Genomic DNA, 22,397 nt, shown 5'->3' with positions numbered 1-22,397 from the left:
TCGAACGACCCGGAAACGATCTTCTGCTCACACCACGCATAATGATGGGCAGAAACAATACGATATGCCGGAACGGCCACGGCGGCGGGGACCGCCGGAGGGGACGCGCGGTGGAAGGTGTGCATGACGAGCTCGCGCTCGGCAACGTCGAACTCAACGAGTCGGTCCCCTTCACTTCGCCCCCCACGGCCGACACGGGACTCCCCGGGCGTATGCCAGAGGTGAGCTACCTCCTCAGCGCGTACGCGCCGTTCTACCGACTGGTGCTCGACATCCTTCAGGAGGAGGAGCGGAGGCTGGGTTTGCACCTGCCGACGGCTCTGGTCGCCGAGAGGTTCACCGCCAGGCTGACCGAACGCGACGCGAACGCGACACCGCCTGACGTGGCCGCGATGCTGGCCCAGCTCTACGTCTGGGGCAATGTCGACCGGAGCCACAACACCCAGCGGAAAGGCACCTACCAGGAGTATCTCCGGAAAGACTACCTCTACCAGCTGACCCCGGCCGGAACGCAGATCCACGAGCACCTGAGCCGGATCGACGCAGAGCTCGGGACAGCAGGCGCCCTACAAACGTCGCTCCTGCCGGAGGTGCTGGCCGCGCTCCACGAACTCCGCACCAGCCTCAGTTCACCGGCCGAGCGCCGCAGCGCCGGTGTCCGCGACGTCTACCGGGCGCTGCAGCGGGTCTACCACGCCTTCGAGCCGATGTCGGGCAACGCCAAGCAGTTCATCCAGGGCCTGAACCGTGCACTCGACGTCGGCACGACGCTGAACGAAGAGATCTTCCTGAACTACAAGCAGGTCGTCGTCGAATACCTGCAGACCTTCGTGCTCGCCCTCATGCGATACACGGAGCCGATCACCACGGCGATCATCGAGATCGAAACCGCCGGGCTTGCCGAGCGCTTTCCCGACATCGCCCGAGTGGAGGCCGCTCCCCAGTTCGGCGTCGACTTCGAGCAGGTCGTGGAGTCCGACGGCAGGCAGCTCAAGGAGCAGTGGCACGGACTCCGGCGCTGGTTCTTCGGCGATCACGACCGCCCCGCGGTGGCCGAGACGCTCCAGGACCGAGCCGTGGACGCGGTCAACCGGATCGTGACCATCGTGCGTCGGCTCAACGAGCAGCGCTTCCACCGGGTCGACCGCAAGGCGGACCTCCTGACCCTCGCTCGATGGTTCTCTGGCATGGACGATGCCGGGCAACGCACGCGGCTGTGGCGCGAAGCGTTCGGGCTCTACTCCGCCCGGCACCTCGGGGTCCCTCACGACCCGACGTTGGGCTTCGAAGTCCGCCCACGGCAGAGCTGGTGGGAGGGTGCGTCGGCTCCGGTCGACGTCCGGGTCCGTGCGCAAGGGCCCCGGGCCACCCGTGGGCGGCCCCAGTCCGTCCCTGATCCCCGAGCCGCGAAGGCCCACCTCGCCGCCCGGCAGCGGGAACAGGACCGAGCGGTCGAGTCCGCCGTCCGCCTGCTCGCCGACCGCGGCCCGATGCGGCTGTCCGCACTCCCCCTGCTTTCGCGCGTCCAGTTCCAGTTCGTCCTGCGCTGTCTCCAGCTGGCGCTCGCGAGCGCGACACGCACCGCACGCAGCAGCGACGGCCGGTTCGAAGTGCGTCTGGCGGGCTCCGAGACGTCGACCGTGGTAGTGCTGCGCACCGAAGACGGGTGGCTGTCCTCGGTCGATTACGAGCTCACCGTCCACGATTTGCGATCGGAGCGGACATGACGACGCCGGGGACCGACGAAGACGAGTTCCGGCGAGGGGTCCGGACGCTGCTGATGCGGCCCCTTCTGGTCGGCACGGCAGGTGACGGCCCGGTGATCGCCCTGGTGCACCGGCACGAATCCGCGCTGCGAGACTGGTTCGACCGCAATCTCGGCTGGCGTTTGATCGTCAACCGCGACATCGTCCGCCTATTCAAGGTCCCCGAGCAGTGGCCGGTGAGCCCGGCGGATGCACCGAGCCAGGCCCGTTGCGTGCTGTACTGCCTGATCCTCGCCGTCCTCGAGGACTGCGGGGAGCAGACCGTCATCTCCGAGCTCGCGGAAAAGGTGGCGCTGCTCGCCTCGACCCGCGAAGGCACGCTCCGGTACGACGCGGACCGGTTCCGATCGCGCCAGGACCTGGTCGCGGTTGTTCGGATGCTCATCGATCAGGGAGTCCTCTCCCCGACCCGGGAAAGCTCCTCGACCGAGCGGGACGAAGACGGCTTCGTGCACGGGGAAGGAAACGCACTCTACGACGTCAACCACCGCGCGGCGGCCCTCGTACTCAGCAGTCCGGTCGCACCGAGCCGGGCCGGCACGCCCGACCGCCTCACCATCCAACCTGTTCCCGACACGCCCGAGGCACGCAACCGCAGGCGACGACACATGATCGAGCGTTATCTCGTGGACACCCCGGCGATGTACTTCGCCGAACTTCCCGACGACGTCGTCGACTACTTCCAGGCCCAACGCTTCCAGCTCCGGAAGCAGCTCGAACTCGTGACCGGCGGGGTGGTCGAGGTCCGGGAGGAAGGTGCCGCGCTGATCGACGACGAGCTCACCGACCTCGCGTTCCCGAGGGAGCGGACGGCGCCGTTCGCCGCACTCGCTTTCGCCGACGCACTCGCCCGTGAGCCCGGCGTACCTGACTCCTCGCACGTGCCCGGGCACCGGCTCGACATCATCGCCGAGGACGTCACCGAACGGGTCCTGGCGGTGTCGAAATCGATCGGGGGCCGACCGGTCAGCACGGCCACGGTGCGCACGACGGCGTTGGAAATCCTGACCATGCTTCGGCTCGTCGAGCCCGACGGTGACGGCGTCGCCGTGTTGCCGCTGCTCGGCCGGTACCGCAACCCGGCGGTCTCCACGGTCAGGCCGGAGGCCACGACGCGGGAGGAGACCGATGACGAACGCTGAGAGTCAGCACACCGGGCGACACCTGGATGACCTGCTGGCCGGCCGGCCGCCAGTGCCCAACCGGGACCGTTTCCAGCCGCTGCGGCTCGGACTGATCGGCATCTGGGAGTACGCGGAGCAGGAGTTCCACTTCCACGACGGGCGCCTGATCCTGAAGGGACGCAACGGCAGCGGCAAGACGAAGGTGTTGGAGGTGACCAGCCCGTTCCTCTTCGACGCCGACCTCACGGCCCGGCGCCTGGACCCGTTCGGCACGGCGGCGCGCTCGATGCGGGACAACCTGCTGTTCGGCGACCAGACCCACCGGATCGGCTATGTTTGGTGCGAGTACGGCCGGATGACCGAGTCCGGCTCTCCCGAGTACTGCACGATCGGCGCGGGTCTGCGTTCTCAGCGATCTCGCCCGGGCGCCCCGGAGTCGTGGTACTTCACGACGTCTCTGCGACCGGGAGCGGACTTCTCGCTGCTGGACGCCGAGCGGAGTCCGCACAACCAGGCGCGGCTGGCCGAACTGCTCGGCGCCGAAGCCGTCTTCCCGACCGCGGCCTCGTACCGCGCGATCGTCGCGGACCGGCTCCTCGGTACGACTCCGGAGCGCTTCCACGCGCTGGTCGAATTGTTGATCGCGCTCAGACGGCCGAAACTCAGCGAGAACTTCGGCATCGACAAGCTGACGAGCATGCTGACCCACGCGCTGCCACCGGTCGACGAAGGCATGGTGGACGAGCTGGCTCGGGGGTTCGACGAGCTGGCGATCGACCAGGATGACCTCGCGCGCATCGAGGCGGGCAGCCAAGCGATCGACCTCTTCCTCAGTGTATACCGCGAGTACGCACGGCACGTGGTGCAGCGCTCGGCCGCGCAGGTACGGAGCTCCGTGACCACCTACGACGACGTGACCAGGCAAAAGACGGCGGCCGACCGGGAACTGGCCACCGCCACCGCCCTTCAGGAAGAACTCCACCGGCAACGCGACGAACTCGACCTCCAGGCGGTCGCGGCCAGTGCCCGGATCCGAGCGCTTGAGCAGCGTCCCGAGATCGAACAGCACGCCGTCCTGCTTCAGCTTGAACGGCAAGCGGAATCCGCCGAGCGTGCTGCGGCAGCAGCACAGGACAACCTGAGCGAGGTGGCCGCGGAACACCACGAGGTGACGCGTGAGCTGGATGCCGCGAAAAGTCGGCTCGCGGAAGAGGAAACGACAGCGACGGAGGCCCAGGAAAACGCCGCCGCGCAGGCCGAGCGTTCGGGGTTGGGGCTGGAGCACGAGATGCAGGCGGAACGCGTTTGGACCGACACGAACGCGGTGGACCGCTCCCTCGGCGCCGTCGTGACCGCACGGCGCAGTGCGGCCGCGCGGGTGCGGGTGCTCCGGGGCGCCGTGACGGACGCCGACCTCGCCGTCGACAAGGCCGGGTCGGCCCGCGACGACGCTGTCGCCCGCCGCGCACGCACAGTCGCCGAAGTGCTGGGCCGGCGTTCCGGGCTGGACGCCGAAGTCGAGGCGGTGACCCACGCCGTGCTCTCGTGGATCGACGATTGCCGGGAGATCACCGTCGACCCCCGCATGGCCGCTGAGCTCATCGACCTCGTCCAGACCGCGGGAGAACCCGGAAGCAGTTCCGTCCAAACCGCCGTCTTCGCGATCGCCACCGCACCGGAACGAGCACTGCTCGCAGCGAAATCCGACGTCGAGAGCGCGATCGGCACCCAGCGCACCGAGCTGGCGGCGATCGCGGCCGAGCGTGACCTCGTCGAAAGCCGGCACGACGAACCGCCACCGGCACCGGCCGTGGCGCGACGCGACCGCACCCCGGTGCTGCCCGGCGCACCTCTCTGGAAGCTGCTCGACTTCGCTGAGGGTCTGTCGGAAGAAGACCGTGCGGGGACCGAGGCGGCACTCCAGGGCGCAGGACTGTTGGACGCGTGGGTATTGCCGGACGGAACAGCGCTCGCGCACGACACACTCGAGGTAGTGGTGCGTCCAGGCGTCGCGCTCGCCGGCGGCAGTATCGCGTCTGTGCTGACGGCGGTGCCGAGCGGCGGGGTTCCCGAAGACGCTGTACGCAAGTTGCTCGGATGTATCGGCCTCCGCGAGGCCGGGGAGCCGGAGCCGCCGGGTACCTGGGTATCACGGTCCGGCAGCTGGTCGATCGGCCCGCTGCACGGCCGCACCACCTCGACCACCGCCTCCTACATCGGTGCCGCAGCGCGCGAAACGGCGCGGCGGCAACGATTGGCCGACCTGGCCCAGCGGCACACCGCGACCGAGACAGTGCTCGACGAGCTACTCGAGAAGCGCCAGGAGATCGAACGCCGACTCGCCCGGCTCGACGAGGAACGGAGCACCCTGCCAGACGACCGAGCTGTCCGCGAAGCCCGGGGCAAGCTCGACAACGCCCTCGAACTGGCGTCGGCCACCGAAGCCGAAGCGCAGGAAGCGGAACGGCGGTGGAACGCCCGTCGGGACGAAGCACGCGCTGTCCAGCACGAGCTGGACGTCTTCGCCGAACAACACCAGATCGATCCCGCCGAGAACGCGCTCGCGGCGCTCGAAGCCGCGCTGACGAGCTACCGCGAAGCGGTGATCACCCTGGTCGCGCAGGTGCAGCGAGTCCTCGATCTGCGCTCCGTCGCCGTCGCCGTGCGCGAGCGGCACGAACGACAGCGAGCCGCGCTTCGACGCCACGAAGAAGCGGCGCAGGAAGCCCGCGAGTTCGCCGCCGAAGCCAGAGAAGAGTTCCAGGCTCGGGACGACCTCGTCGGCGCGGACGTCGACGAGATCCTCCGCGAACTCGACACCGCGCGGACGTCGCTGACCGAGATTCAGGAGAAGGCCAAGGCGCTGCGCGACGTCATCACCGAAACCGCTCACCGCGTCGGCGCGGCCGAGAACGACCTCAGCCGACTCGAAGAGGACCGCGTCCGGCGGGAGGCGGAACGGGCCGCCGCAGTGGCCGGATTCGACCGGCTTCGTACGCACGGATTCCTCACGTTGGTCGAGCTGTTCGCGACAGCTGCGGAGAAACCGACGCTGACCCGCACCGTCGACGAGGCCAGGCGAGCCGCACATCTGCTGCGAGAGGTCGACGACTCGGAGAAAGCGCAGAACGCCGCGCGCAACTCCGTAGACCAGAAGTTCCGCGACCTCCAGCAGGGTGTCGGCTCAGCAGACTGGCGACCGTGGGGCGAGAACGAGGGAACGCTGTTCCTCGCACGGATCACCTACAACGGGGTCGACCACGACCTGACGCGAATGCGGGAGATCCTGAGCGACGAAATCGAGACCCGGCGCACGCTGCTCGACGACCGGGAACGCGAGCTCTTCGGCAAGGTCCTCGTCGGCAAAGTCGGTGAGCACCTGCGCAGCTGTCGCCGAGAAGCGCTGGAGCTCGTCGATCGGATGAATCTGCTGCTTCGTCAGCGCCCGACCGCGTCCGGCCTGCTGATGGAGCTGAAGTGGGACGCCGATCCGGAGGCGGGCGAGGACACAGCGCACGCGCTACGCCTGCTCGACAGCCAGGCACCGCGCTACCTCGCGCCCGAGAATCGCACCGAGTTGATCGACTTCCTCGTCAAGCGGGTGGAGACCGTTCGCGACCGGGACTCACCGGGCGACTGGAAGACGCGGCTGCGCGCGGCGCTCGACTACCGCGGCTGGTGCCGATTCCGGATCCGGGCGCGCAAGTCCGACGAGCCATGGCGTGCCCTCACCGACGGCATGCACCAGCAGGGGTCCGGTGGTGAGAAGGCCGTGATGCTGCAGCTCCCGCTCTTTGTCGCCGCTGCGGCGCACTACCAGGCGCTCGGACCGACCGCGCCGCACCCGGTCTACCTCGACGAGGCCTTCGCGGGCATCGACGCCGAGATGCGCGGCCACTGCATGGGCCTGCTCACCGACCTCGATCTGGACTTCGTCATGGCCAGTCACGATGAATGGGGCTTCCACGCGGAAGTGCCGGGAGTGGCCACCTACGAGCTGTTCCGGGATCCCGGCCAGGAAGGCGTCCTGGCGACGCCGTTCATCTGGGACGGAAAACGTGACCATCGCCTGCCCGACCCGCTCGCCGTACCCACCGATGATGACGTCGTTGCCTGAACACATCTCGGCGGCGAGGACACCGCTATCGCCGGGAGTCGCCACCGAGGTTGCCCGATGGGCCGCGTCGGCAGGCGGCAAGCAGTTCTGCACCGCCGCGCGCAAACGGCTGCACAACAACGGGAAACTCGCGTCACCCCTTCGGCTCCCCGAGCTCACCGACGAAGAGTGGAACGACATCCATGACCTCTTCGGCCGAGAAGCCTGCCGTCGCCGAGGTGAGGTCAAGCTGACCGTGGCCGACCGGGTACTCCGCGCGGGAGCGCTGGGCATCGGCCTGCGCCGGCTGCTCATCGAAACCGGCGGCAGCATCATTACCGGCTCCGGGCGCGCCAGATTCCGGCGAATCGCCAAACGGCGCGAAGTGCTCCAGGCCCGGTCTTCCCTGGCGGAAGCGATAGCCGACACTCCGGAGCTCACCGACGAACTGCTCTTGCTGAACTCCCTGGGCAAGGAAGACAAGTTCGTAGTACCACCCGGAACCAAGACCGGCTCGGCGCACTGGAAGCCGTACAACTCGGCTCTGCGCGTCGCAGCCGTGTATTACCAACGTGTCGACAAGGGAAAGCCGATCCCCGAGCAGAGCTTGCCGACGACCGCACTCGACAGCTCGAAACGGTGGTCTGCGGGGTCCAAGGCGGCGTTCCAGAACCTTATCGGAAAATCACTCGAGGAGGCCGTCGAACTGAGGGACAAGCCGATCCAGATGCGCGGCCCGCTCACCTGGGTCGTGGACGGAGTCGCCGTCGCCCTCGCGCAGCTGGCCATGCCTTGGATCTCCCTCCCCCTCCGAGAGCTCCTGAAGGCGGACGTCATCGATGCGCGGCCGCGCGGCCTGCTCCTGGTGGAGAACCACGAGAACTTCGAACAAGTCTGCAAGAACACCGACGTCGCCGGGCGGTGGCTCGTCATCTGGGCGGAGGGGTACACCGGTGACCTCGTACACCGCTTCATCGGGAAGTTCCCGGGTATTCCGCTGGCCGCCTGGTGCGACTTGGACCCGGACGGAATCGGGATCATCGGACGGGCTGAGCAGGCCACCGGCCGCACGATCACACCGATCGGCATGGACGTGGACCTGTGGAGCACGGTCGTCGCGGGCAAGTCGCCTTCCGCCGAAGACTTGGAGCAATGCCGCCAAGCAGCACGGATCGTCGAAGTGGTTACCCCACCCGCGTTGCGCGAACTACTCGAGTGCTTTCGACGCACGGGCGCACGAGCCGAGCAGCAGCACTGCGCCGTCTACGACGAAGTGCTACCCGATTTGCCGGCGATCCTCGCCGCGCTCGAAGCAGGGGAACAGGCCACTCAGTAGCGCCAGTCACACCATAAGCGGTTCTCGCGTCCACTCGTCGAGTACGAACTCCGCTCCGACGCAGCGGGCACCAGGCCGGAATTCCGACGAACATCAAGCTCTGCCGCCGCCGATTCGGACTTCAGGCCGAGCCTATGTGGATGCCACACCAGGCGCCCGTCTGTCGCCCCCGGATGGTCAGCTTGGGAAGTGACACTATCGTGGCTGTGCGCTGACCGACACCGCGGCCATGAATATGCTGCACGCAAAGAGGCGACCACTGTGGCAACCCAGTCCGACGAACGCGAATCGACACCCGCTAAGGACATCGCGGACTGAGGGCACCGGCAGCGCGACCATGCGACTCGTGCCCTTATCGTCGCGACGTCCCGTCGGGCCTCTGGGATGCGACCGAGTACGTCAAGCTGCCCCGTTATGACTGGGAGATCGGAGCGCAGCCGACAGGCGTATTCCAGTACCACATCACCAACGACGGAACGCGAAGTACCGATCACCGGTGCCCTTGTGGGCCTCCAGCTCGGCTGCAGCCGCTCATGACATCGCAGGAATCGCTGCTCCGTCTCAAGAAGTCGTCGAAGCCATCGCGAAGATCACTCGGATCAAGAACTTCGCAATGAAGCCCCACGATGCGGCGGGGCTCCGAACAACATCGACGGCAGTTACTACCGAGCCGACCTGACGTGCGTCGGCCTACAAAGCGCGTGCCCCACGCCCGTGGAGCTGAGCCTCCGAAGAATGCGATGCCAACGCGGTCTTGGTGAAGTTCGATAGCGTCTTCACTCAGTTCGGCCCCGTCTCCCGGTTCCCCGCCGTCACCCTTTAGCCACGAGCCGTATGCCGAGCGCACGACCCGGCATACGAAACCCCGACGGCGCCCATGTCATCGTCGTCGCTCGATGCCAGATGCAACGCGGGGTGATCACGATGGCCACAGCCACCGGCCTACGGCAAGGAGGCAATCCTTGGCTTTGACGTTCGAACCGGGCGGCCGCGTCGAGGCGGTGCTGCGACTCGGGACCCTACTGATCCCGGCGATTGCCGGCCTTAGGCCACCGAGGTCGCGGCTCTGCACGCTGCTGGAGCACCAGGCGAGCTTGCGTGTACGACTTGCCGACGACGGATTCAACTGGCCGCCCGAAGCGCGCCGACCTGTACCCGCAGGGCTGGCGTCTGCGCTTACCATCGACAAGGCCTCGGGTCCGCCGCGGCGGTGATTACCCACGGCCGCTAGCGGCGGTGGGACTCTCACACCAATCTCCTGGAGCAGAATCTGGAGCACGACGTCGGTTACAACAGCGCCCACCGACACCGGACCGCATCGAACGGAGCACAACTGCGCCAGCCGACCAGTGGGTTCTCGATAACCGCAGGTCAGCGCCATGCCGGAACCTGGCAGTGAGGGGGTCAGGGGTTCGAGTCCCCTTAGCTCCACAATACGAAACCCTCCTTGATCAGCGGAACTTACGCAGATCAAGGAGGGTTTTTTCGTTTGGCCGATGATCTTCGATGATCACTCGAAGGTACGCGGCGGATCGATCCACTTCCCGCCATCGACACTCATCGTCTCTTCGCAAGCGCGTGGTCGGTGCTGGAGCAAACCCGGACACCGACCGCGCGTGAAGACTCACCTTGTCGATTCGAAGCCCCCTGCGACAGACCAGCCTCGGATGAGATGTCACGAAAAACATCACGGAAGGGGTTCACGCTCGACCCCGCCGCAGCCTCTTAACTCTGTCAACAGCCCTTCAGAAAGCGGTGAGAACCAGATGTCCCCCACCCTGACCTTCGTATCAGCCCTGGTGGGAACGCTGATTTCCCTGGCCGCACTGGCGCTGCGGCTCCGTTTGCGAGCAGCGCACGACAGACGGCATCAGGAGACCTTGCAGGTCCTCGCTGCACGCCTTCCTCCCGAGGGCATGATCGCCCTCGACGATATTCGCGACGACGGCAGCCGGCTCAGGATCCGCATCAGCGCCCTGCCGACCGAGCTCGTAGAGGACGACGATGACCGATCCTGACTGGGCCGAGGCGCCAGCTCGATCAGGCGCAGCGACTCTCGGCTTAGAAGCGACCCAAGCCGAACTCGATTTCAGCGCCTTCTATCGCGAGAACGTCAAAGGCTTGACCGGCTTCCTGCTGGTACAGGGAGCTCGGTTGAGCGACGCCGCGGATATCGCCCAGGACACGATGGCCCAGGCCTACCAACGCTGGCGCACGATCAACCATCCCCGTGCATGGTCGTACCGGGTTGCTTCCCGTGCTCTGATCAGGAAGATGACGGCCGTCGAGGAACCCGCCGAAGAGGTTCCCACCCCCTCGCCGTTGCTGCGCACGACAGGAATCGAAGGCTGGGAACAAACCCAGGAAGTCGTTCGACTACTGAGCTTGTTGCCGCCACGCCAACGACAGGTCATGGCCTGGACTATCTACGGGTACACCCCGACCGAGATCGCTCGCGAACTCGCTATCGAGCCCACCGCGGTTCGTGCGAACCTCAAGAAGGCACGCCGCGCACTGTCAACGCACATCCGCGAACAGGGGGGAGACCAATGACCGGAACCCCTCGCCCTGAGCACGACGAGCAGATCCTCAACGAGTGGGTCGAGTCCCGCCTTTTCTCTCTGGACGAGGCGCTCAGCGAGATCCTCGACCTTGACACCGGACTACGCGATGTCGAATATGTCGGCGAAGCAATGCGCCTTGATCAGGCACTCACGAAAGTGCTTGACGTTGAGGCTGGGCTAGACGCCATCGCGCCGAAGCCCCTACTGGAGCCCGACCGAGAATCCGCCGCCGAACTCGCTGAACCGACTGTGGCCGGGTCACTGGTCGCCACATACGCGATGAACCTGGTCGGGAGTTCTCCCGGCCGACGCTTGGAGGCCCGGGCACTGTTACCTCACCGCGAACTCGCCGACGTCCGCACCGCTGCGCAGGCTCACAAGCCTGAACAAGTCTTCGCGCAGCGCGCCCACGCCCTCACAGAAATCGAGCGCGCTATCGATCTCACCGCGAGGGTGAAATCCAATGACGCCGTGAACATGTTCGCACTCCCCATCGAACCGACTCTCGACAACGCACTGCAAACCGTCCGAGGTCTTGAACTCTCTTTCGAGACAGGGGCGTCTCTGTCAAGTCTGGCCAGGGAAATGTTGCTAACGTCAGAGCAACTCGAGAAAGCCCAACGCCAGGTTCGTCGACAGGTGGACTTGATCACTGTCGAGAACATCGGCAAGTCCAGCCAGGACGCACTCCACCGAGGGTTTGAGTACATCAACGCACTGACGCAAGCACTCGTTGCCGCAGAGAACCACACGCGCCAAATTTTCGAAGGAATGCGCCGACTCACCATCCTCGAACTCGCTCTCAACGAGGCCTTCAATTCCGCACGCAACGATCCCAGACTGACCATCGCTTTGAGGCACGACCTCGACTTTGTGCGCACACATGCCCCGGATCGCTCGTTCGCAGCCGCGCTCGCATCCGCGATAGACCACCTGAACGAGGCCATGACGAACTTCTCGGGAGAAGATTTGTCGGCTCTCAATATGAATGACGTGTCACTGGAGGGTATACTGTGGACGACGAATACTCGATGGCCTCCCGAATGGAAAGATTGGATCCGGGCAGCTTCGATAGAAATCGAAGCCGGCATCTACGAGATCCAGCAAGACCCTCGCATTCACACTCCGACATATTTTTGAGTCGCACATGTCGACTGCGATGACGAGAAGATCCAGTGACATCAACCCGGGCCTCCGCTCCGGATTATTGAAAACGCTCTCTCGGAATCGCAACCGGTGGCTGCCGCTAGCTCGGAGATCGACCAGGTGTCACTGCGCAGGGCATCGCGGCTCAGCTCGTCTGCCATTCGAGCAGGGAGGTCACCCGGTCCGGACCGACTTGGACTTGAACAGGGGCGGGAAAGGCCGACCAGGACTCGCGATGTTTCAAAGCAGGAAAACCGAACCGAGGTTGGCGCGGATCCGGCCTTCGGCGTCCAGTTGCCGGAACCCCGAACTCAGCCGCAGGCAGCGCAGGTCGAGCGGACTCCAGAGTCGTCGCTCATAGGTCGGCCTTCAGTGTCGCGTTGGCGTCCTTGGTCAGAACCATCACGTCCTGATGGCGATCCCACGCGGCCTCGTTGTAGCCGGCGAGGCGGAGGTCGGGCGCCTCCAGCGCGCGTTGCACCGCCCAGCCGGGCGAGCTGAGCGAGATGCCGTACCCGTCGTTGCCGTCGTAGTTCTCGTAACCGAACCCGCAGGCCTTGTACGTGGCGAGCATGCGGTCGGTGGCACGCGCGTCCAGTCCGTAGTCCTTGCCCGCTTCGGCACGCATCGCCATCCGGCGGCCATGCGTGGTGACGACCGCGACCCCACCGGGAGCCAGCGCGCGAGAGAAGTAGCGCAGCAGCGGGCCCCAGTCCGGGGCATCGAGATGGGTGAGCACCGAACCGCACCAGAGCAGATCCACGCCGGTGACCTGTTCGATGTGGTCGACGTTGGGGGCACCGATGACCGCCCGTGCGCCGAACGCCTCGGCACAGGCGGCCAGTGCCGCCGGGTCCATGTCACAGGCGATCAGCTCCGCGGAGGGGAAGGCGGCGCGCAGCGAACGCATCACCCGGCCGTAGCCGCATCCGAAGTCCAGCACTCGCTTGGGTTCCGGCCGTCCGGTGACGTGCAGCGCGGCGAGCACCGCGCGCAACGCGTCCTTGGACACGCTCATGTAGTGCTCGATGTTGTTGCCCGCGAACATGCTGTCGCCGTCGGCGATGGTGGTGTCCACTTCCGCCATGATGCGCACGACGGTCTCGTCCAGCGTCTCGTTCATCTGTCCCCCTGGGTGACCGGCCCCGCGCCGCGGTGTCTTCGGTGAGCGGGACCGCCAACCGTATCGGTCCTGGATCTTACGTGGAGGAGAGAGGCCACAGGCTCTCGGCTTCCTCCTACGTGATCGGGATCAGATCGCCGCCCATGCTGGCACGGTCGAGCTTGCGGCGGGCGTGACTGCGCTGCAGTCCGAGGCCGTGTGAGTCTCTCCAGGTCGTGCCCCTGCTGCCCGGATCGGTCTTCGGCCGTCGTCCCTTTCCACAACCGGCGGCCACCGCCCTGGCCGCGACGGCGACTGGGCCGTGCTTCGACGGCTCGACCTTCAGCAGCGTGCCCCTTCGAGGCGGATGGTCGCCCCGTCAACGACGGTTCGAGTGCCCTCCGGCCGGAGCGAAGCGACTCCAGCGCTTCTACCTGGGTTTTTGCGTATTGCACTTAAGCTCCCCCGGCGGTCCACGGTACGAAACACCGCCCACCTGGCAGATTCGCCGAGGTCGGGCGGTTTTTCGTTTGCTACTTTTGAGAAATCGGCGTGTCGAACCTCAGTAGCTGGAGCACGCACGAGGGGACAGGCCATGGGCGTCTACGTGTCGGTCAGAGGATGGCTGGAGTGCGAGGAGAAGCAACTCGCCGCCATCCAGGAGATCATCTCGGCGCACGACGACGGCTTCTACACACGCGGCTGGAGCCTGCCCCGCGAACCCTTCAACTGGACCTGCTACGTCTTCTACGGCGGCGATATCCGGCAACAAGCGGTTGATTGGCTACTCGGCCAGCTCGGAAGCATCGCGCGACTCCCCGCGTCCGACCCGGACAACGACCTGGTCCGAGGCTTGTTCTTCGCCAGCCACGAGGCCGACGGCATGAGTGAGTGGCGGATTCACCAAGGGCAGGTGCTCATCTCGTCAGATGACAAGCGATACCGCTACCTCGATGATTAGTGGCACAGACCCGGCTTGATCGACGAGGGAGCGCCCGGACGATGAGCACGAGCAGAGCGGTGGCCTGGGAGGGTTTCTTCAACACCAGGGACCTCGGCGGACTACCCACCAAATCCGGTGCCACGACGCGTCATGGAGCGTTCTTCAGGGCGGCGGACCTCCGTTTCGTCACGGAGACGGGTTGGGCCCGAGCACGCGAGTGCGGTGTCCGCACGGTGATCGACCTCCGCAACGCGGACGAGATCCGGCCTACGGAAACGCCGCTCACGGCACAGGCGGGCTCGGCACAGTTCGCCGCCGCGTCGGAAGGTCCCGCCATCCCGACCGGCGTCGACCGGATCGAAGTCCCGCTCGACGACATCGACGACATCGGGTTCTGGCAGCACGTCAACCGTGAGCGGCTCAACGGCTCCCCGCTCTATTACCCCGTCTTCCTCCAGCGCAAGGCCGAGCGTTGCGCGGCCGTCATCAAGGCGATCGCCCGCACAGATCCCGGTGGTGTCCTGTTCCACTGCGGCGCCGGCCGGGACCGGACCGGGCTCGTCGCTCTTCTGTTGCTCGCGCTGGCCGATGTCGAACCCCAGGCGATCGCCGCGGACTACATCATGTCCGCCGAAGGCCTCAAAGCCCTGTTCGCAGCCATGGGAACCGCCGACCAAGGGCCGTCCATCCAGGCCGCCCTCGCGGATCGGGGCACCACGGCCGAAGAGGCCGTCATCGCGACCCTCGACGGATTCGATGTCGAGCGGTACTTGCTCAGCGCCGGCGTCACCAGCGATGAACTCGGCACTGTTCGCGACCGGATGATCGAACGAGCCTGAATCATCCGTCGTCGTCGGGAAGCCGGTCGAGGGCCCGTTCGAGCGCGGGCCCGATGACATCGAGCTCGGCATCGGTGAGCGCACCGATGAAGTATCGCCGGACAGCGGCGACGTGGGCGGGAGCGGCGGCGACGATGGCCGTCCGGCCCGCCTCGGTGAGCCGCGCCATCGACCAGATCTGCGTTGCCATGCCGGCGATCCAGGCCCTCGACGACTACGCCGTCTACGTCGTGACCGATGCCTGCGGCGGGGTGTCGGCCGAAGCGCACGACATGGCCGTTCGGCGCATGGTCCAGGCGGGTGTGGTGCCGATGACCTGGGTCGCTGTCCAGGCCGAGCTGCAGCGTGACTGGGCTCGCGAAGCGACCATCCCGGCGCTCGTGGAGATCGCCGCGCAGCACCAAGGCGGTACCGGAGTCGCCTTCGCCTGGGAGACACAGCTGCTCAACACGCCCGCCACCACCGCCTAGTTCCGAGAGGAAGCGAGACCGATGACCAGCCCCGCGACAACGAGCTGGCCGAGCCTTCGGGTATCGGACTGGACCCCCACCCGCGAGACCCTGCACATGTGGACCCAGATCGTGGGCAAGATCCGCATGGCGCACGCTCCCCTGGTCAACCATTGGTGGCAGGTGACGCTGTATGTCAGCCCGCGCGGTTTGACGACCTCGGCCATCCCCTACCGCGCCGGGGCCTTCGAGATCGAGTTCGACTTCGTCGGCCACCGGCTCGAGGTCCGCAGCAGCGACGGCGGCACGCGGAGCTTCCCGCTCCGGCCGATGCCGGTCGCCGAGTTCTACGCCCGGATCATGCACACGCTCGACCGGCTCGGGATCGAGGCGCCGATCCGGCCGCACCCCAACGAGGTCGAGCCCGCGATCCCCTTCGCCGAGGACCACACCCACGCCTCCTACGACGGCGAGGCGGCCGCCCTGTTCTGGCGCCAGCTGTTGCAGGCGAACCGGGTGATCGGCGAGTTCCGGTCGCATTTCGTCGGCAAGGTCAGTCCCGTGCATTTCTTCTGGGGAGCCATGGATCTCGCCTGCACCCGGTTCTCCGGGCGGACGGCCCCGCCACATCCCGGAGGAGCGCCCAACTGCGGCGACTGGGTCATGGTCGAGGGCTACTCCCGCGAACTGTCCAGCTGCGGGTTCTGGCCCGGCGGCGGCGAGGAAGGCGCCTTCTATTCCTACGCCTACCCGGAACCGGAGGGGTTCGCCGATCAGCCGATCGGCCCCGACGGCGCGTACTTCAGCACGGAGTTCAAGCAGTTCCTGCTGCCGTACGAGGCCGCCCGCACCGCACCCGACCCCGACCGCACCGTCGCCGAATTCCTCCACCGCACCTACGAAGCCGCCGCGAACCGCGGGAACTGGGACCGCTCCGCGCTGGAAGACGACCCCTTCCGCTGGCACGGAAACCTTACGACGTAAAGAAACAGCGGCACCTGAGGGCTTAGTGTGGCTTCGCGCCCCACGCCGTGCGGAAGTACGTTCGGGTCCGCGCGCCGCAGCCCGAGTGCTCGCCACCGCGGAATCGGCAAGCCCGCGACCGTGCCCCGAGTTGCCGGACCGCCGCCGCACGGGAATTCTCGACATATGACTGCCGTGACCATTCCCCGCCCTGTCGCCGGTGACGTCGTCGACCTCATCCTCGACGATCACCGCCTCTTCGAACAGCTCCTCCGTGATCTGCGGGACGCGACCGCGGACCGTGAAGGGGCCCGGGCCGCGCTGTCGGCGGCACTGATCGCCCACGGTGAGGCCGAAGAACAGGACGTCTATCCCGCCCTGCGGCGCAAGGACGCCATCGACGAACACGAGCAGGAACACGGAGAGGAGGAACACGCGGAAGGCAACCAGGCGCTGTTGAACCTGCTGGAGTGCAAGGGCACCGACACCCAGAAGTTCGATGACGCGGTCGAGAAGCTGGCCGAGGCGCTGATGCACCACATCGGCGAGGAAGAGCAGACGATTCTCAACCCGGCGCGTACCGAAGTGAGCGAGAAGGTCCGGCAGGATCTGGGTACGGCGTGGGCCTCGCGCCGCAACGCGTTGCTCGACCAGGACTGCGGATCGATCGAGTTCGTCAAGAAGGTGGTGGCCCGGGCCGAAAAGTCCGGTTTACTGTCCTCTGAGGACGACGATTCCTGAGTCCTGTCCCGAAATCCAGGACGGGTGCCAGTCTCGGCCCGAGGTTTGCCTTTGTCACGGCTGGGTATCTCTTCTTCATTGCGCGATGTGTCCGAGTTTGTCGCCTACGACCGAAGGCGGGTGGGACGGATGTCGACACGACCGGGGATTTCTCCGCGCAATGAGGCAAAGCCCTGCGACGTGGCCTACGACCTGGAAGCGACCCCGGGCCGGGACGTACGTTCCGGAGTCCGCGATCTGCTGGCCTCACCGTCGACGACGCGGTGCTGGTGACCGACGAACTGGTCAGCAACGCCAACCGGCACGGTGACGCGCCCCGAGCCTGCCGGCTGGAGCTGAGGGACGACGGCAAGCGGCTGCTCATCGAGGTCGACGACTCCTCCTCGCACCAGCCACGAATCGGAACACCGCACGCGGGCGGCGGGCGCGGGCTGATCCTGGTCGACCGGCTCGCCACGACCTGGGGGGTGCGCAACCGAGGCGAGTACAAGACCGTCTGGGCGGAGCTGACCCTGGACCGTGACGGCAGCAGCGGCCACGCCCCGCATCTGAAAGCGGCACAGTCCTGGGCAAGCCCATGACGGGATACCCGACCCGGGCCGGCGAGGACGGTCACGCCCTCGTCGGCTCGATCCCGTCGCCGACCGCGCGTCCGCCCGGGATGGACGCCCGCAGCCATCGGCTGGACGAGCACGCCCTGGTGACGGTGACCGGCGAGGTGGACAACGACACCGCACCCGAGCTCCAGAAGGCGATCCTGTCCGTACTCGACGACTCCCGCAGCCGGGCGTGCGTCGTCGATCTGACCCAGGTGGATTTCCTCAATTCCGCCGGTCTCGCCGCCCTCGTGACGGCCCACAACCACGCCGAAGGGCTCCGCGAGCCGCTGCGCATCGTCGTGGACTCCAACAGCCCCGTCATCAGACCGATCGAAGTCATCGGTCTCGACGTCGTGCTCCGGCTCTACCACACCATCGACGAAGCCCTCGACGCCGCGAACCGGCCGGCCGCTAACGGTCCGCGGTGAGCAGGGCCTCGAGGATCCGGGTGGCCGTCGCGCGCAGCCAGCTGTGGGCGGGATCGCTGTGATGCCGCTGGTGCCAAAGCAGATGCAGCGGCACCTCGGGCACCTCGAGCGGGAGCTCCAGTGTGACCAGGCCGAGTTGCTGCCGCGTGGCGCGGGTGACCGCGTCGGGCAGGGTGACCACGAGGTCGGTGTCACGGGCTAGTTGCAGCGCGGTGGCCGTGGTGGGGGCGGAGGCGATGACGCGGCGCTCGTGGCCGAGTGCGGCGAGGGCGTCGTCGATACGGTCCCGCAGACGTCCGCGCCGGGAAACCGTGAGGTGCTCGGCCGCCGCGTAGCTCTCGGCGGTGACGGGCTGTTCGGTGAGCGGGTGCCCTGGGTGGACGGCGAAGGCCAGCCGGTCGTGCCCGACGAGGTGGTGGCGGATGTCGGGCAGGGACGGCGGGCCGGTGCCGGAGGCGAGGTCGACCTCGCCTCGGCGCAGCTCCGGGGTGTCGTCGCCGGGTTCGGCGGTGAGCCGGAGCCGCACCCCGGGGGCCTGCCGGTGCACCGCGGCGATCAGCTCGGTTCCGCAGGCGGTGGTGAGCGCGTCGTGCCAGCGGACGGTGAACACCCGCTCCAGGGTCGCCAGGTCGAGGTCCGGCTGAGCGGACAGCACCTTGTGCGCCTGCTGCACCAGGGCGTGGACCTCGGTGCGCATGGCCACCGCGCGCGTGGTGGGCGTCATGTGCCGTCCGGTGCGGACCAGGATCTCGTCGCCGGTGGCCTTGCGGATCCGCCCCAGCGAGCGGCTCATCGCCGGTGCGGTCACGTGCAGGCGGGCCGCGGCGCCGGCCACGCTGCCCTCTTCCAGCAGCGCGTCCAGCGCGGTGAGCAGATTCAAATCCAGTTGCATGGCGGTAACTGTACAAGTGCAGAACATGCACTTGTTGTTAATGCTCGACGGCTCTAGCTTTGGGCTCACGGGGCAGAAAAAGCCCGAATCCCAAGGAGAACGCCATGAGCACAGTCATGCCCGCCGACCTCGACGCGAGGCTCCTGTCCGCGGTGACCGCAGCGGTGAAGGACGCCGGGATCACCTTGCGCGACCGCTACACGACCCATGCCCGGGGCGTGAGCCTGGCCGAGGTGGTCGGCGAGATCTACTCGAACGACGAGGCGGTCCTCGCCGTCATGCGCGAGCCGCTGCTGGCGGCGAGGCCGGGGTCACAGTGGGCGGAGGACGAGCTGGCGGGCGGGGCGCTCCCGCCGGGCGAGTGGTGGGTCGTCGATCCGGCCGAGGGCAACATCAACCACGTCCACGGCATGCCGGACTGGGCCGTCACCGCCACCTTGGTCCGCGACAACCGGCCCGTCCTCACGGTCGTGCACCTCCCGCTGACCGGGGAGACCTACACCGCCACCGCCGGCGGCGGCGCGCACCTCGACGGCCGTCCTTTGACCGTGTCGGCCAAGAGCGACCTGGGTGCAGCGCTGATCGGCACGGGACAGGCCCGGCCCGGCGAAACCGTCGACACATTCCGCCGGATCGGCGAATCGGTCACCGCCATGCTCACCGCCGGCCTCGTCGTCCGCGTGTCCGTACCGGCCACGCTGCAGCTCATCCACGTCGCCGCCGGCCGGATGGACGCCTTCTGGCAGTTCTCCGACGTCCGCTCCGGTCTCGTCGCCGGCGCCCTCCTGGTCACCGAGGCCGGGGGCACCGTCACCGACCTGGACGGCGAACCGTGGAGCGCGGCCAGCCGCGACTTCCTCGCCGCGGCCCCTGGTGTGCATGCCACCGCGCTCGACGTCCTTTCCCCGATCTGACCGATCCGCGAGGAGCACCACGACATGACCACCATCGGCATCCTCGGCGACGGCCGCGTCGGCACCAACCTCGCCCGCGCGCTGACCGCGGCGGGTCACCACGTGACCCTCGGCCGTCGCGGGAACCACGCCACCACCGCCCACGGCGCGGACGTCGTCATCAACGCGACGCCCGGCGACAGCACGCTGGAGCGGCTCACCGCCCTGCGAGCCGAACTCGCGGGCAAGATCCTCGTCGACGTCTCCAACGCCACCGTCGACGCGGCCGACGGCCTGCCCGGTGACCTGTGCTACCCCGGCGGCAGCCTGGCCGAACAGCTCCAGGCCGCCCTGCCCGGCACCCACGTCGTCAAAACCCTCAACACCATGCTGTTCCCGGTCATGACCGCCCCCGGCGCGCTGAGCACCCCGCCCACCGCCTACCTGTCCGGAAACGACGAGCAGGCCAAGAAAACCGTCGCCGGGCTCCTCGGCGACCTCGGCTGGGATCCCGGCTGGATCGAAGACCTCGGCGACGTCACCACCGCCCGCGCGACCGAAGCCATGATCCTCGTCGTTCCGCATGTCTTGCGCCGCAACGGTTTCACCCCCTTCGCCGTTTCCATCGCCCGATGACCCGAGGACAGGAACCACCCATGACGACCACCGTCCCCGCCGATGTCGCCGAGCTGACCGAGATCACGGCCTACCTCGACTTCGCCACGAGCGCCCCGGCGCCGCTTCAGGACGCGCTGGGGCTTGGCGTGTTGCGCACCGGTCCTGCGCGGGCGATGGCCATTCGTGAAGACCCAAGCTGTTTCTTCGCCCGGGCGGGTTTCGGCACCGCTCGCCCCATCACCGTTGACGACCTGCTCCCCGTCTGCGACTTCTACCGGGAACAGGGTGTGGCGCGGGGATCGCTCATGATCGCGCCGCAGCTGCTGCCACCCGATTGGGCGGGCGTCGCCGCGGAACTGGGCCTCACCGAGGGCGGCCGGTTCGTCAAGCTCGGCCGCGACGTCGAGACCGCGCGCGCCACGGCCGACCTTCCTGCGCTGCCGGCGGGCTGGCGGGCCGGCGTCGTCGATCCGCGGCAGGCCCACGAGTGGGCCACCGTCATGCAGACCACCTTCGGGTTCACCGCGCCGGACCTGATCGAGATGGCCGCTTCCTTCGTGGGCAAGGAGAACTGGCGGCAATACGCGGTATGGGCCGGCGACCGGATCGTCGCGGTCGGGAGCGTCTTCTTCACCGGCGAATGCGCCCACATGTTCGCGGGCGCCACCCATCCGGACGCGCGCGGCCGAGGTGCCCAGACCGCCCTCCTCGCCGCCCGCCTCCGCGCGGCCGCCGCCGAGGGCTGCCGATGGATCGTCGCGGAGACCGGGGCCGAGGGACCCGGTGAGCACAATCCGTCCCTGCACAACCTGCTGCGCGCCGGCTTCGTGCCGATGTACGACCGCTTCGACTGGCACTGGCACGCGTCATGAGCATCGATCGCGTCGAAGCCTCCCGCCGGATTCAGGCGCCACCCGCGAAGGTGTTCGCCCTCCTGACCGATCCGCGGGGCCATGTCGCCATCGACAGCTCCGGCATGCTCCAGTCCGCGACCGGTGACCTCGTCCGCGCGGCCGGGGACGAATTCGTCGTGCGCATGGACCGGGAAGCGCTGGGCGACGCGCCGATCGGCAAGTACGACGTCACCGTGGTCATCACCCGCTACGAAACCGACGTCCTGCTCGAATGGACGGTCCTCACCGCACTGACCGCCGGCCCGGTCGGGCATCGCTTCGGCTACCGGCTCGAACCGCGGGGCACCGGGACCCTCGTCCGGTCCTATTGCGACTGGAGCGGGATGGATCCGCGCTACCGCAACAGGATCCCCTTCCCGATCGTGCCCGAGGCCGCGTTGCGCGCCACCCTCGGCATTCTCGCCCGCACCGTCGAATGAACCCCTTTCGCAGACAAGGACGGCCATGACCACCCGCATCACGCCCCGCACCATCCCGCCGGCGCCGGTGAACCGAGTCCGCTGGCGCGTTCCGGCCAAGCTGCGCAAGAGCGTCCTCGTCACCCATGTCGTGTCGGCGGGCGCATGGATCGGCATCGACGTACTCGCCGTCGTCCTGGTGGCGATCGGCTGGACGAGAGCGGGAGACGACCGCACGGTCGTGTACCAGGCACTCGCGGACTTCTTCGTCGTCCCCGTCCTCCTGACGGCGCTGACCGCGGGAGTGGTCTGCCTGATCACCGGCCTCGTCTTGGGCCTGGCGACCAAATGGGCGCTCCTGCGCTATTGGTGGGTCGCGGTGAAGCTGGTCCTCAACCTCGTCGCCTGCGGGATGATGCTGGCCTTCCTCGACCCCATCACCGAGCTCTCCACCGGCGAGCAGCCGTTGCGGGACATCTGGTTCGTCTCGTTCCTCGCCGCCACCGCCCTGGCCATCCTGACCTTCGCCACCGTGCTCTCGGTCTTCAAACCGTGGGGCCGGATCCGGATCCTCTAGGGTGACCGC

At 67.4% G+C, this 22,397-nt stretch carries 23 protein-coding genes; 20 read left to right on the top strand and 3 right to left on the bottom strand.

What is annotated here, in order from left to right; genetic code table 11:
• Positions 1-110: 110 nt before the first annotated feature.
• From ACZ1DY_RS08430 to ACZ1DY_RS08395, 8 genes are all read left to right on the top strand, one after another.
• Positions 111-1,727 (top strand): TIGR02677 family protein, encoded by a 1,617-nt coding sequence (locus ACZ1DY_RS08430; RefSeq protein WP_465484084.1) that lies wholly within the window; start codon positions 111-113, stop codon positions 1,725-1,727.
• Positions 1,724-2,908: a TIGR02678 family protein gene (locus ACZ1DY_RS08425; protein ID WP_465484083.1), complete on the top strand. Its 1,185-nt coding sequence runs from the start codon at positions 1,724-1,726 to the stop codon at positions 2,906-2,908. Before ACZ1DY_RS08430 ends, ACZ1DY_RS08425 begins: the two co-directional genes overlap by 4 nt.
• Positions 2,895-7,007 carry a TIGR02680 family protein gene (locus tag ACZ1DY_RS08420; RefSeq protein ID WP_465484082.1) on the top strand — a complete coding sequence of 1,371 codons (4,113 nt, stop codon included), beginning with the start codon at positions 2,895-2,897 and terminating at the stop codon, positions 7,005-7,007. The genes ACZ1DY_RS08425 and ACZ1DY_RS08420 overlap by 14 nt, the downstream gene beginning before the upstream one ends.
• Complete coding sequence (locus ACZ1DY_RS08415) at positions 7,000-8,322, top strand: Wadjet anti-phage system protein JetD domain-containing protein (protein ID WP_465484081.1); 1,323 nt, start codon at positions 7,000-7,002, stop codon at positions 8,320-8,322. The genes ACZ1DY_RS08420 and ACZ1DY_RS08415 overlap by 8 nt, the downstream gene beginning before the upstream one ends.
• A 314-nt stretch (positions 8,323-8,636) precedes the next feature.
• Complete coding sequence (locus ACZ1DY_RS08410; protein ID WP_465485629.1) at positions 8,637-8,939, top strand: DUF6283 family protein; 303 nt, start codon at positions 8,637-8,639, stop codon at positions 8,937-8,939.
• Positions 8,940-10,088: 1,149 nt separating this feature from the next.
• Complete coding sequence (locus ACZ1DY_RS08405; RefSeq protein ID WP_465484080.1) at positions 10,089-10,340, top strand: hypothetical protein; 252 nt, start codon at positions 10,089-10,091, stop codon at positions 10,338-10,340.
• Positions 10,327-10,875, top strand: coding sequence for an RNA polymerase sigma factor (locus tag ACZ1DY_RS08400; protein WP_465484079.1), 549 nt, complete (start codon positions 10,327-10,329; stop codon positions 10,873-10,875). The genes ACZ1DY_RS08405 and ACZ1DY_RS08400 overlap by 14 nt, the downstream gene beginning before the upstream one ends.
• Positions 10,872-12,026: a hypothetical protein gene (locus ACZ1DY_RS08395; RefSeq protein WP_465484078.1), complete on the top strand. Its 1,155-nt coding sequence runs from the start codon at positions 10,872-10,874 to the stop codon at positions 12,024-12,026. The genes ACZ1DY_RS08400 and ACZ1DY_RS08395 overlap by 4 nt, the downstream gene beginning before the upstream one ends.
• A 361-nt stretch (positions 12,027-12,387) precedes the next feature.
• Here ACZ1DY_RS08395 and ACZ1DY_RS08390 read toward each other — a convergent pair whose 3' ends face one another.
• Positions 12,388-13,155 carry a class I SAM-dependent methyltransferase gene (locus tag ACZ1DY_RS08390; protein ID WP_465484077.1) on the bottom strand — a complete coding sequence of 256 codons (768 nt, stop codon included), beginning with the start codon at positions 13,153-13,155 and terminating at the stop codon, positions 12,388-12,390.
• Positions 13,156-13,729: 574 nt separating this feature from the next.
• Here ACZ1DY_RS08390 and ACZ1DY_RS08385 point away from each other — a divergent pair.
• Together ACZ1DY_RS08385 and ACZ1DY_RS08380 are read left to right on the top strand one after the other, a co-directional pair.
• Complete coding sequence (locus tag ACZ1DY_RS08385; protein WP_465484076.1) at positions 13,730-14,095, top strand: hypothetical protein; 366 nt, start codon at positions 13,730-13,732, stop codon at positions 14,093-14,095.
• Between the two features lie 41 nt (positions 14,096-14,136).
• Complete coding sequence (locus ACZ1DY_RS08380; RefSeq protein ID WP_465484075.1) at positions 14,137-14,916, top strand: tyrosine-protein phosphatase; 780 nt, start codon at positions 14,137-14,139, stop codon at positions 14,914-14,916.
• A gap of 1 nt (position 14,917) precedes the next feature.
• Here the strand turns inward: ACZ1DY_RS08380 and ACZ1DY_RS08375 are convergent, their stop codons facing one another.
• Positions 14,918-15,106, bottom strand: coding sequence for a hypothetical protein (locus ACZ1DY_RS08375; RefSeq protein WP_465484074.1), 189 nt, complete (start codon positions 15,104-15,106; stop codon positions 14,918-14,920).
• Here ACZ1DY_RS08375 and ACZ1DY_RS08370 point away from each other — a divergent pair.
• The 5 genes from ACZ1DY_RS08370 (at position 15,105) to ACZ1DY_RS08350 (ending at position 18,096) form a co-directional block, all read left to right on the top strand.
• Positions 15,105-15,386, top strand: a complete 282-nt coding sequence (locus ACZ1DY_RS08370) for an isochorismatase family protein (protein WP_465484073.1) — start codon at positions 15,105-15,107, stop codon at positions 15,384-15,386. The two genes, ACZ1DY_RS08375 and ACZ1DY_RS08370, sit on opposite strands and share 2 nt — an antisense overlap.
• A gap of 21 nt (positions 15,387-15,407) precedes the next feature.
• Positions 15,408-16,349 (top strand): DUF5996 family protein, encoded by a 942-nt coding sequence (locus tag ACZ1DY_RS08365; protein ID WP_465484072.1) that lies wholly within the window; start codon positions 15,408-15,410, stop codon positions 16,347-16,349.
• 165 nt (positions 16,350-16,514) lie between these two features.
• A complete protein-coding gene (locus tag ACZ1DY_RS08360; RefSeq protein WP_192746200.1) occupies positions 16,515-17,069 on the top strand; it encodes a hemerythrin domain-containing protein in 555 nt (184 codons plus the stop codon).
• 173 nt (positions 17,070-17,242) lie between these two features.
• A complete protein-coding gene (locus ACZ1DY_RS08355) occupies positions 17,243-17,650 on the top strand; it encodes an ATP-binding protein (protein ID WP_465485628.1) in 408 nt (135 codons plus the stop codon).
• Positions 17,647-18,096 (top strand): STAS domain-containing protein, encoded by a 450-nt coding sequence (locus ACZ1DY_RS08350; RefSeq protein ID WP_465484071.1) that lies wholly within the window; start codon positions 17,647-17,649, stop codon positions 18,094-18,096. The genes ACZ1DY_RS08355 and ACZ1DY_RS08350 overlap by 4 nt, the downstream gene beginning before the upstream one ends.
• Here ACZ1DY_RS08350 and ACZ1DY_RS08345 read toward each other — a convergent pair.
• Positions 18,080-18,988 carry a LysR family transcriptional regulator gene (locus ACZ1DY_RS08345; protein WP_465484070.1) on the bottom strand — a complete coding sequence of 303 codons (909 nt, stop codon included), beginning with the start codon at positions 18,986-18,988 and terminating at the stop codon, positions 18,080-18,082. The two genes, ACZ1DY_RS08350 and ACZ1DY_RS08345, sit on opposite strands and share 17 nt — an antisense overlap.
• 104 nt (positions 18,989-19,092) lie before the next feature.
• On the opposite strand from ACZ1DY_RS08345, the gene ACZ1DY_RS08340 reads away from it, so the two are divergent.
• Genes ACZ1DY_RS08340 through ACZ1DY_RS08320 form a run of 5 tightly spaced genes read left to right on the top strand, consistent with a single transcriptional unit; the run spans position 19,093 to position 22,388 of the window.
• On the top strand, positions 19,093-19,902 hold the full coding sequence (locus ACZ1DY_RS08340) for an inositol monophosphatase family protein (RefSeq protein WP_465484069.1): 810 nt from the start codon (positions 19,093-19,095) through the stop codon (positions 19,900-19,902).
• Positions 19,903-19,926: 24 nt separating this feature from the next.
• The gene (locus tag ACZ1DY_RS08335) at positions 19,927-20,517 is read left to right on the top strand and encodes an NADPH-dependent F420 reductase (protein ID WP_465484068.1); all 591 of its coding nucleotides are present in this window, start codon (positions 19,927-19,929) and stop codon (positions 20,515-20,517) included.
• A 20-nt stretch (positions 20,518-20,537) separates the two neighbouring features.
• Positions 20,538-21,371 carry a GNAT family N-acetyltransferase gene (locus tag ACZ1DY_RS08330; RefSeq protein ID WP_465484067.1) on the top strand — a complete coding sequence of 278 codons (834 nt, stop codon included), beginning with the start codon at positions 20,538-20,540 and terminating at the stop codon, positions 21,369-21,371.
• The gene (locus tag ACZ1DY_RS08325; RefSeq protein ID WP_465484066.1) at positions 21,368-21,832 is read left to right on the top strand and encodes an SRPBCC family protein; all 465 of its coding nucleotides are present in this window, start codon (positions 21,368-21,370) and stop codon (positions 21,830-21,832) included. Before ACZ1DY_RS08330 ends, ACZ1DY_RS08325 begins: the two co-directional genes overlap by 4 nt.
• A gap of 25 nt (positions 21,833-21,857) precedes the next feature.
• A complete protein-coding gene (locus ACZ1DY_RS08320) occupies positions 21,858-22,388 on the top strand; it encodes a hypothetical protein (RefSeq protein ID WP_465484065.1) in 531 nt (176 codons plus the stop codon).
• Positions 22,389-22,397: the final 9 nt, after the last annotated feature.

This window comes from Amycolatopsis sp. PSD-21, assembly GCF_055561455.1.
The sequence above is the reverse complement of the archived record's forward strand: the minus strand, read 5'-3'. Positions and strand labels throughout refer to the sequence as shown.

What these genes read in the sequence shown, in the direction of transcription:
- ACZ1DY_RS08425 (WP_465484083.1), top strand. Translation starts at nt 1,724, where the DNA reads ATGACGACGCCGGGGACCGACGAAGACGAGTTCCGGCGAGGGGTCCGG.
- ACZ1DY_RS08420 (WP_465484082.1), top strand. Translation starts at nt 2,895, where the DNA reads ATGACGAACGCTGAGAGTCAGCACACCGGGCGACACCTGGATGACCTG.
- ACZ1DY_RS08405 (WP_465484080.1), top strand. Translation starts at nt 10,089, where the DNA reads ATGTCCCCCACCCTGACCTTCGTATCAGCCCTGGTGGGAACGCTGATT.
- ACZ1DY_RS08400 (WP_465484079.1), top strand. Translation starts at nt 10,327, where the DNA reads ATGACCGATCCTGACTGGGCCGAGGCGCCAGCTCGATCAGGCGCAGCG.
- ACZ1DY_RS08395 (WP_465484078.1), top strand. Translation starts at nt 10,872, where the DNA reads ATGACCGGAACCCCTCGCCCTGAGCACGACGAGCAGATCCTCAACGAG.
- ACZ1DY_RS08390 (WP_465484077.1), bottom strand. Translation starts at nt 13,155, where the DNA reads ATGAACGAGACGCTGGACGAGACCGTCGTGCGCATCATGGCGGAAGTG.
- ACZ1DY_RS08385 (WP_465484076.1), top strand. Translation starts at nt 13,730, where the DNA reads ATGGGCGTCTACGTGTCGGTCAGAGGATGGCTGGAGTGCGAGGAGAAG.
- ACZ1DY_RS08380 (WP_465484075.1), top strand. Translation starts at nt 14,137, where the DNA reads ATGAGCACGAGCAGAGCGGTGGCCTGGGAGGGTTTCTTCAACACCAGG.
- ACZ1DY_RS08370 (WP_465484073.1), top strand. Translation starts at nt 15,105, where the DNA reads ATGCCGGCGATCCAGGCCCTCGACGACTACGCCGTCTACGTCGTGACC.
- ACZ1DY_RS08375 (WP_465484074.1), bottom strand. Translation starts at nt 15,106, where the DNA reads ATGGCAACGCAGATCTGGTCGATGGCGCGGCTCACCGAGGCGGGCCGG.
- ACZ1DY_RS08365 (WP_465484072.1), top strand. Translation starts at nt 15,408, where the DNA reads ATGACCAGCCCCGCGACAACGAGCTGGCCGAGCCTTCGGGTATCGGAC.
- ACZ1DY_RS08360 (WP_192746200.1), top strand. Translation starts at nt 16,515, where the DNA reads ATGACTGCCGTGACCATTCCCCGCCCTGTCGCCGGTGACGTCGTCGAC.
- ACZ1DY_RS08350 (WP_465484071.1), top strand. Translation starts at nt 17,647, where the DNA reads ATGACGGGATACCCGACCCGGGCCGGCGAGGACGGTCACGCCCTCGTC.
- ACZ1DY_RS08345 (WP_465484070.1), bottom strand. Translation starts at nt 18,988, where the DNA reads ATGCAACTGGATTTGAATCTGCTCACCGCGCTGGACGCGCTGCTGGAA.
- ACZ1DY_RS08340 (WP_465484069.1), top strand. Translation starts at nt 19,093, where the DNA reads ATGAGCACAGTCATGCCCGCCGACCTCGACGCGAGGCTCCTGTCCGCG.
- ACZ1DY_RS08335 (WP_465484068.1), top strand. Translation starts at nt 19,927, where the DNA reads ATGACCACCATCGGCATCCTCGGCGACGGCCGCGTCGGCACCAACCTC.
- ACZ1DY_RS08330 (WP_465484067.1), top strand. Translation starts at nt 20,538, where the DNA reads ATGACGACCACCGTCCCCGCCGATGTCGCCGAGCTGACCGAGATCACG.
- ACZ1DY_RS08325 (WP_465484066.1), top strand. Translation starts at nt 21,368, where the DNA reads ATGAGCATCGATCGCGTCGAAGCCTCCCGCCGGATTCAGGCGCCACCC.
- ACZ1DY_RS08320 (WP_465484065.1), top strand. Translation starts at nt 21,858, where the DNA reads ATGACCACCCGCATCACGCCCCGCACCATCCCGCCGGCGCCGGTGAAC.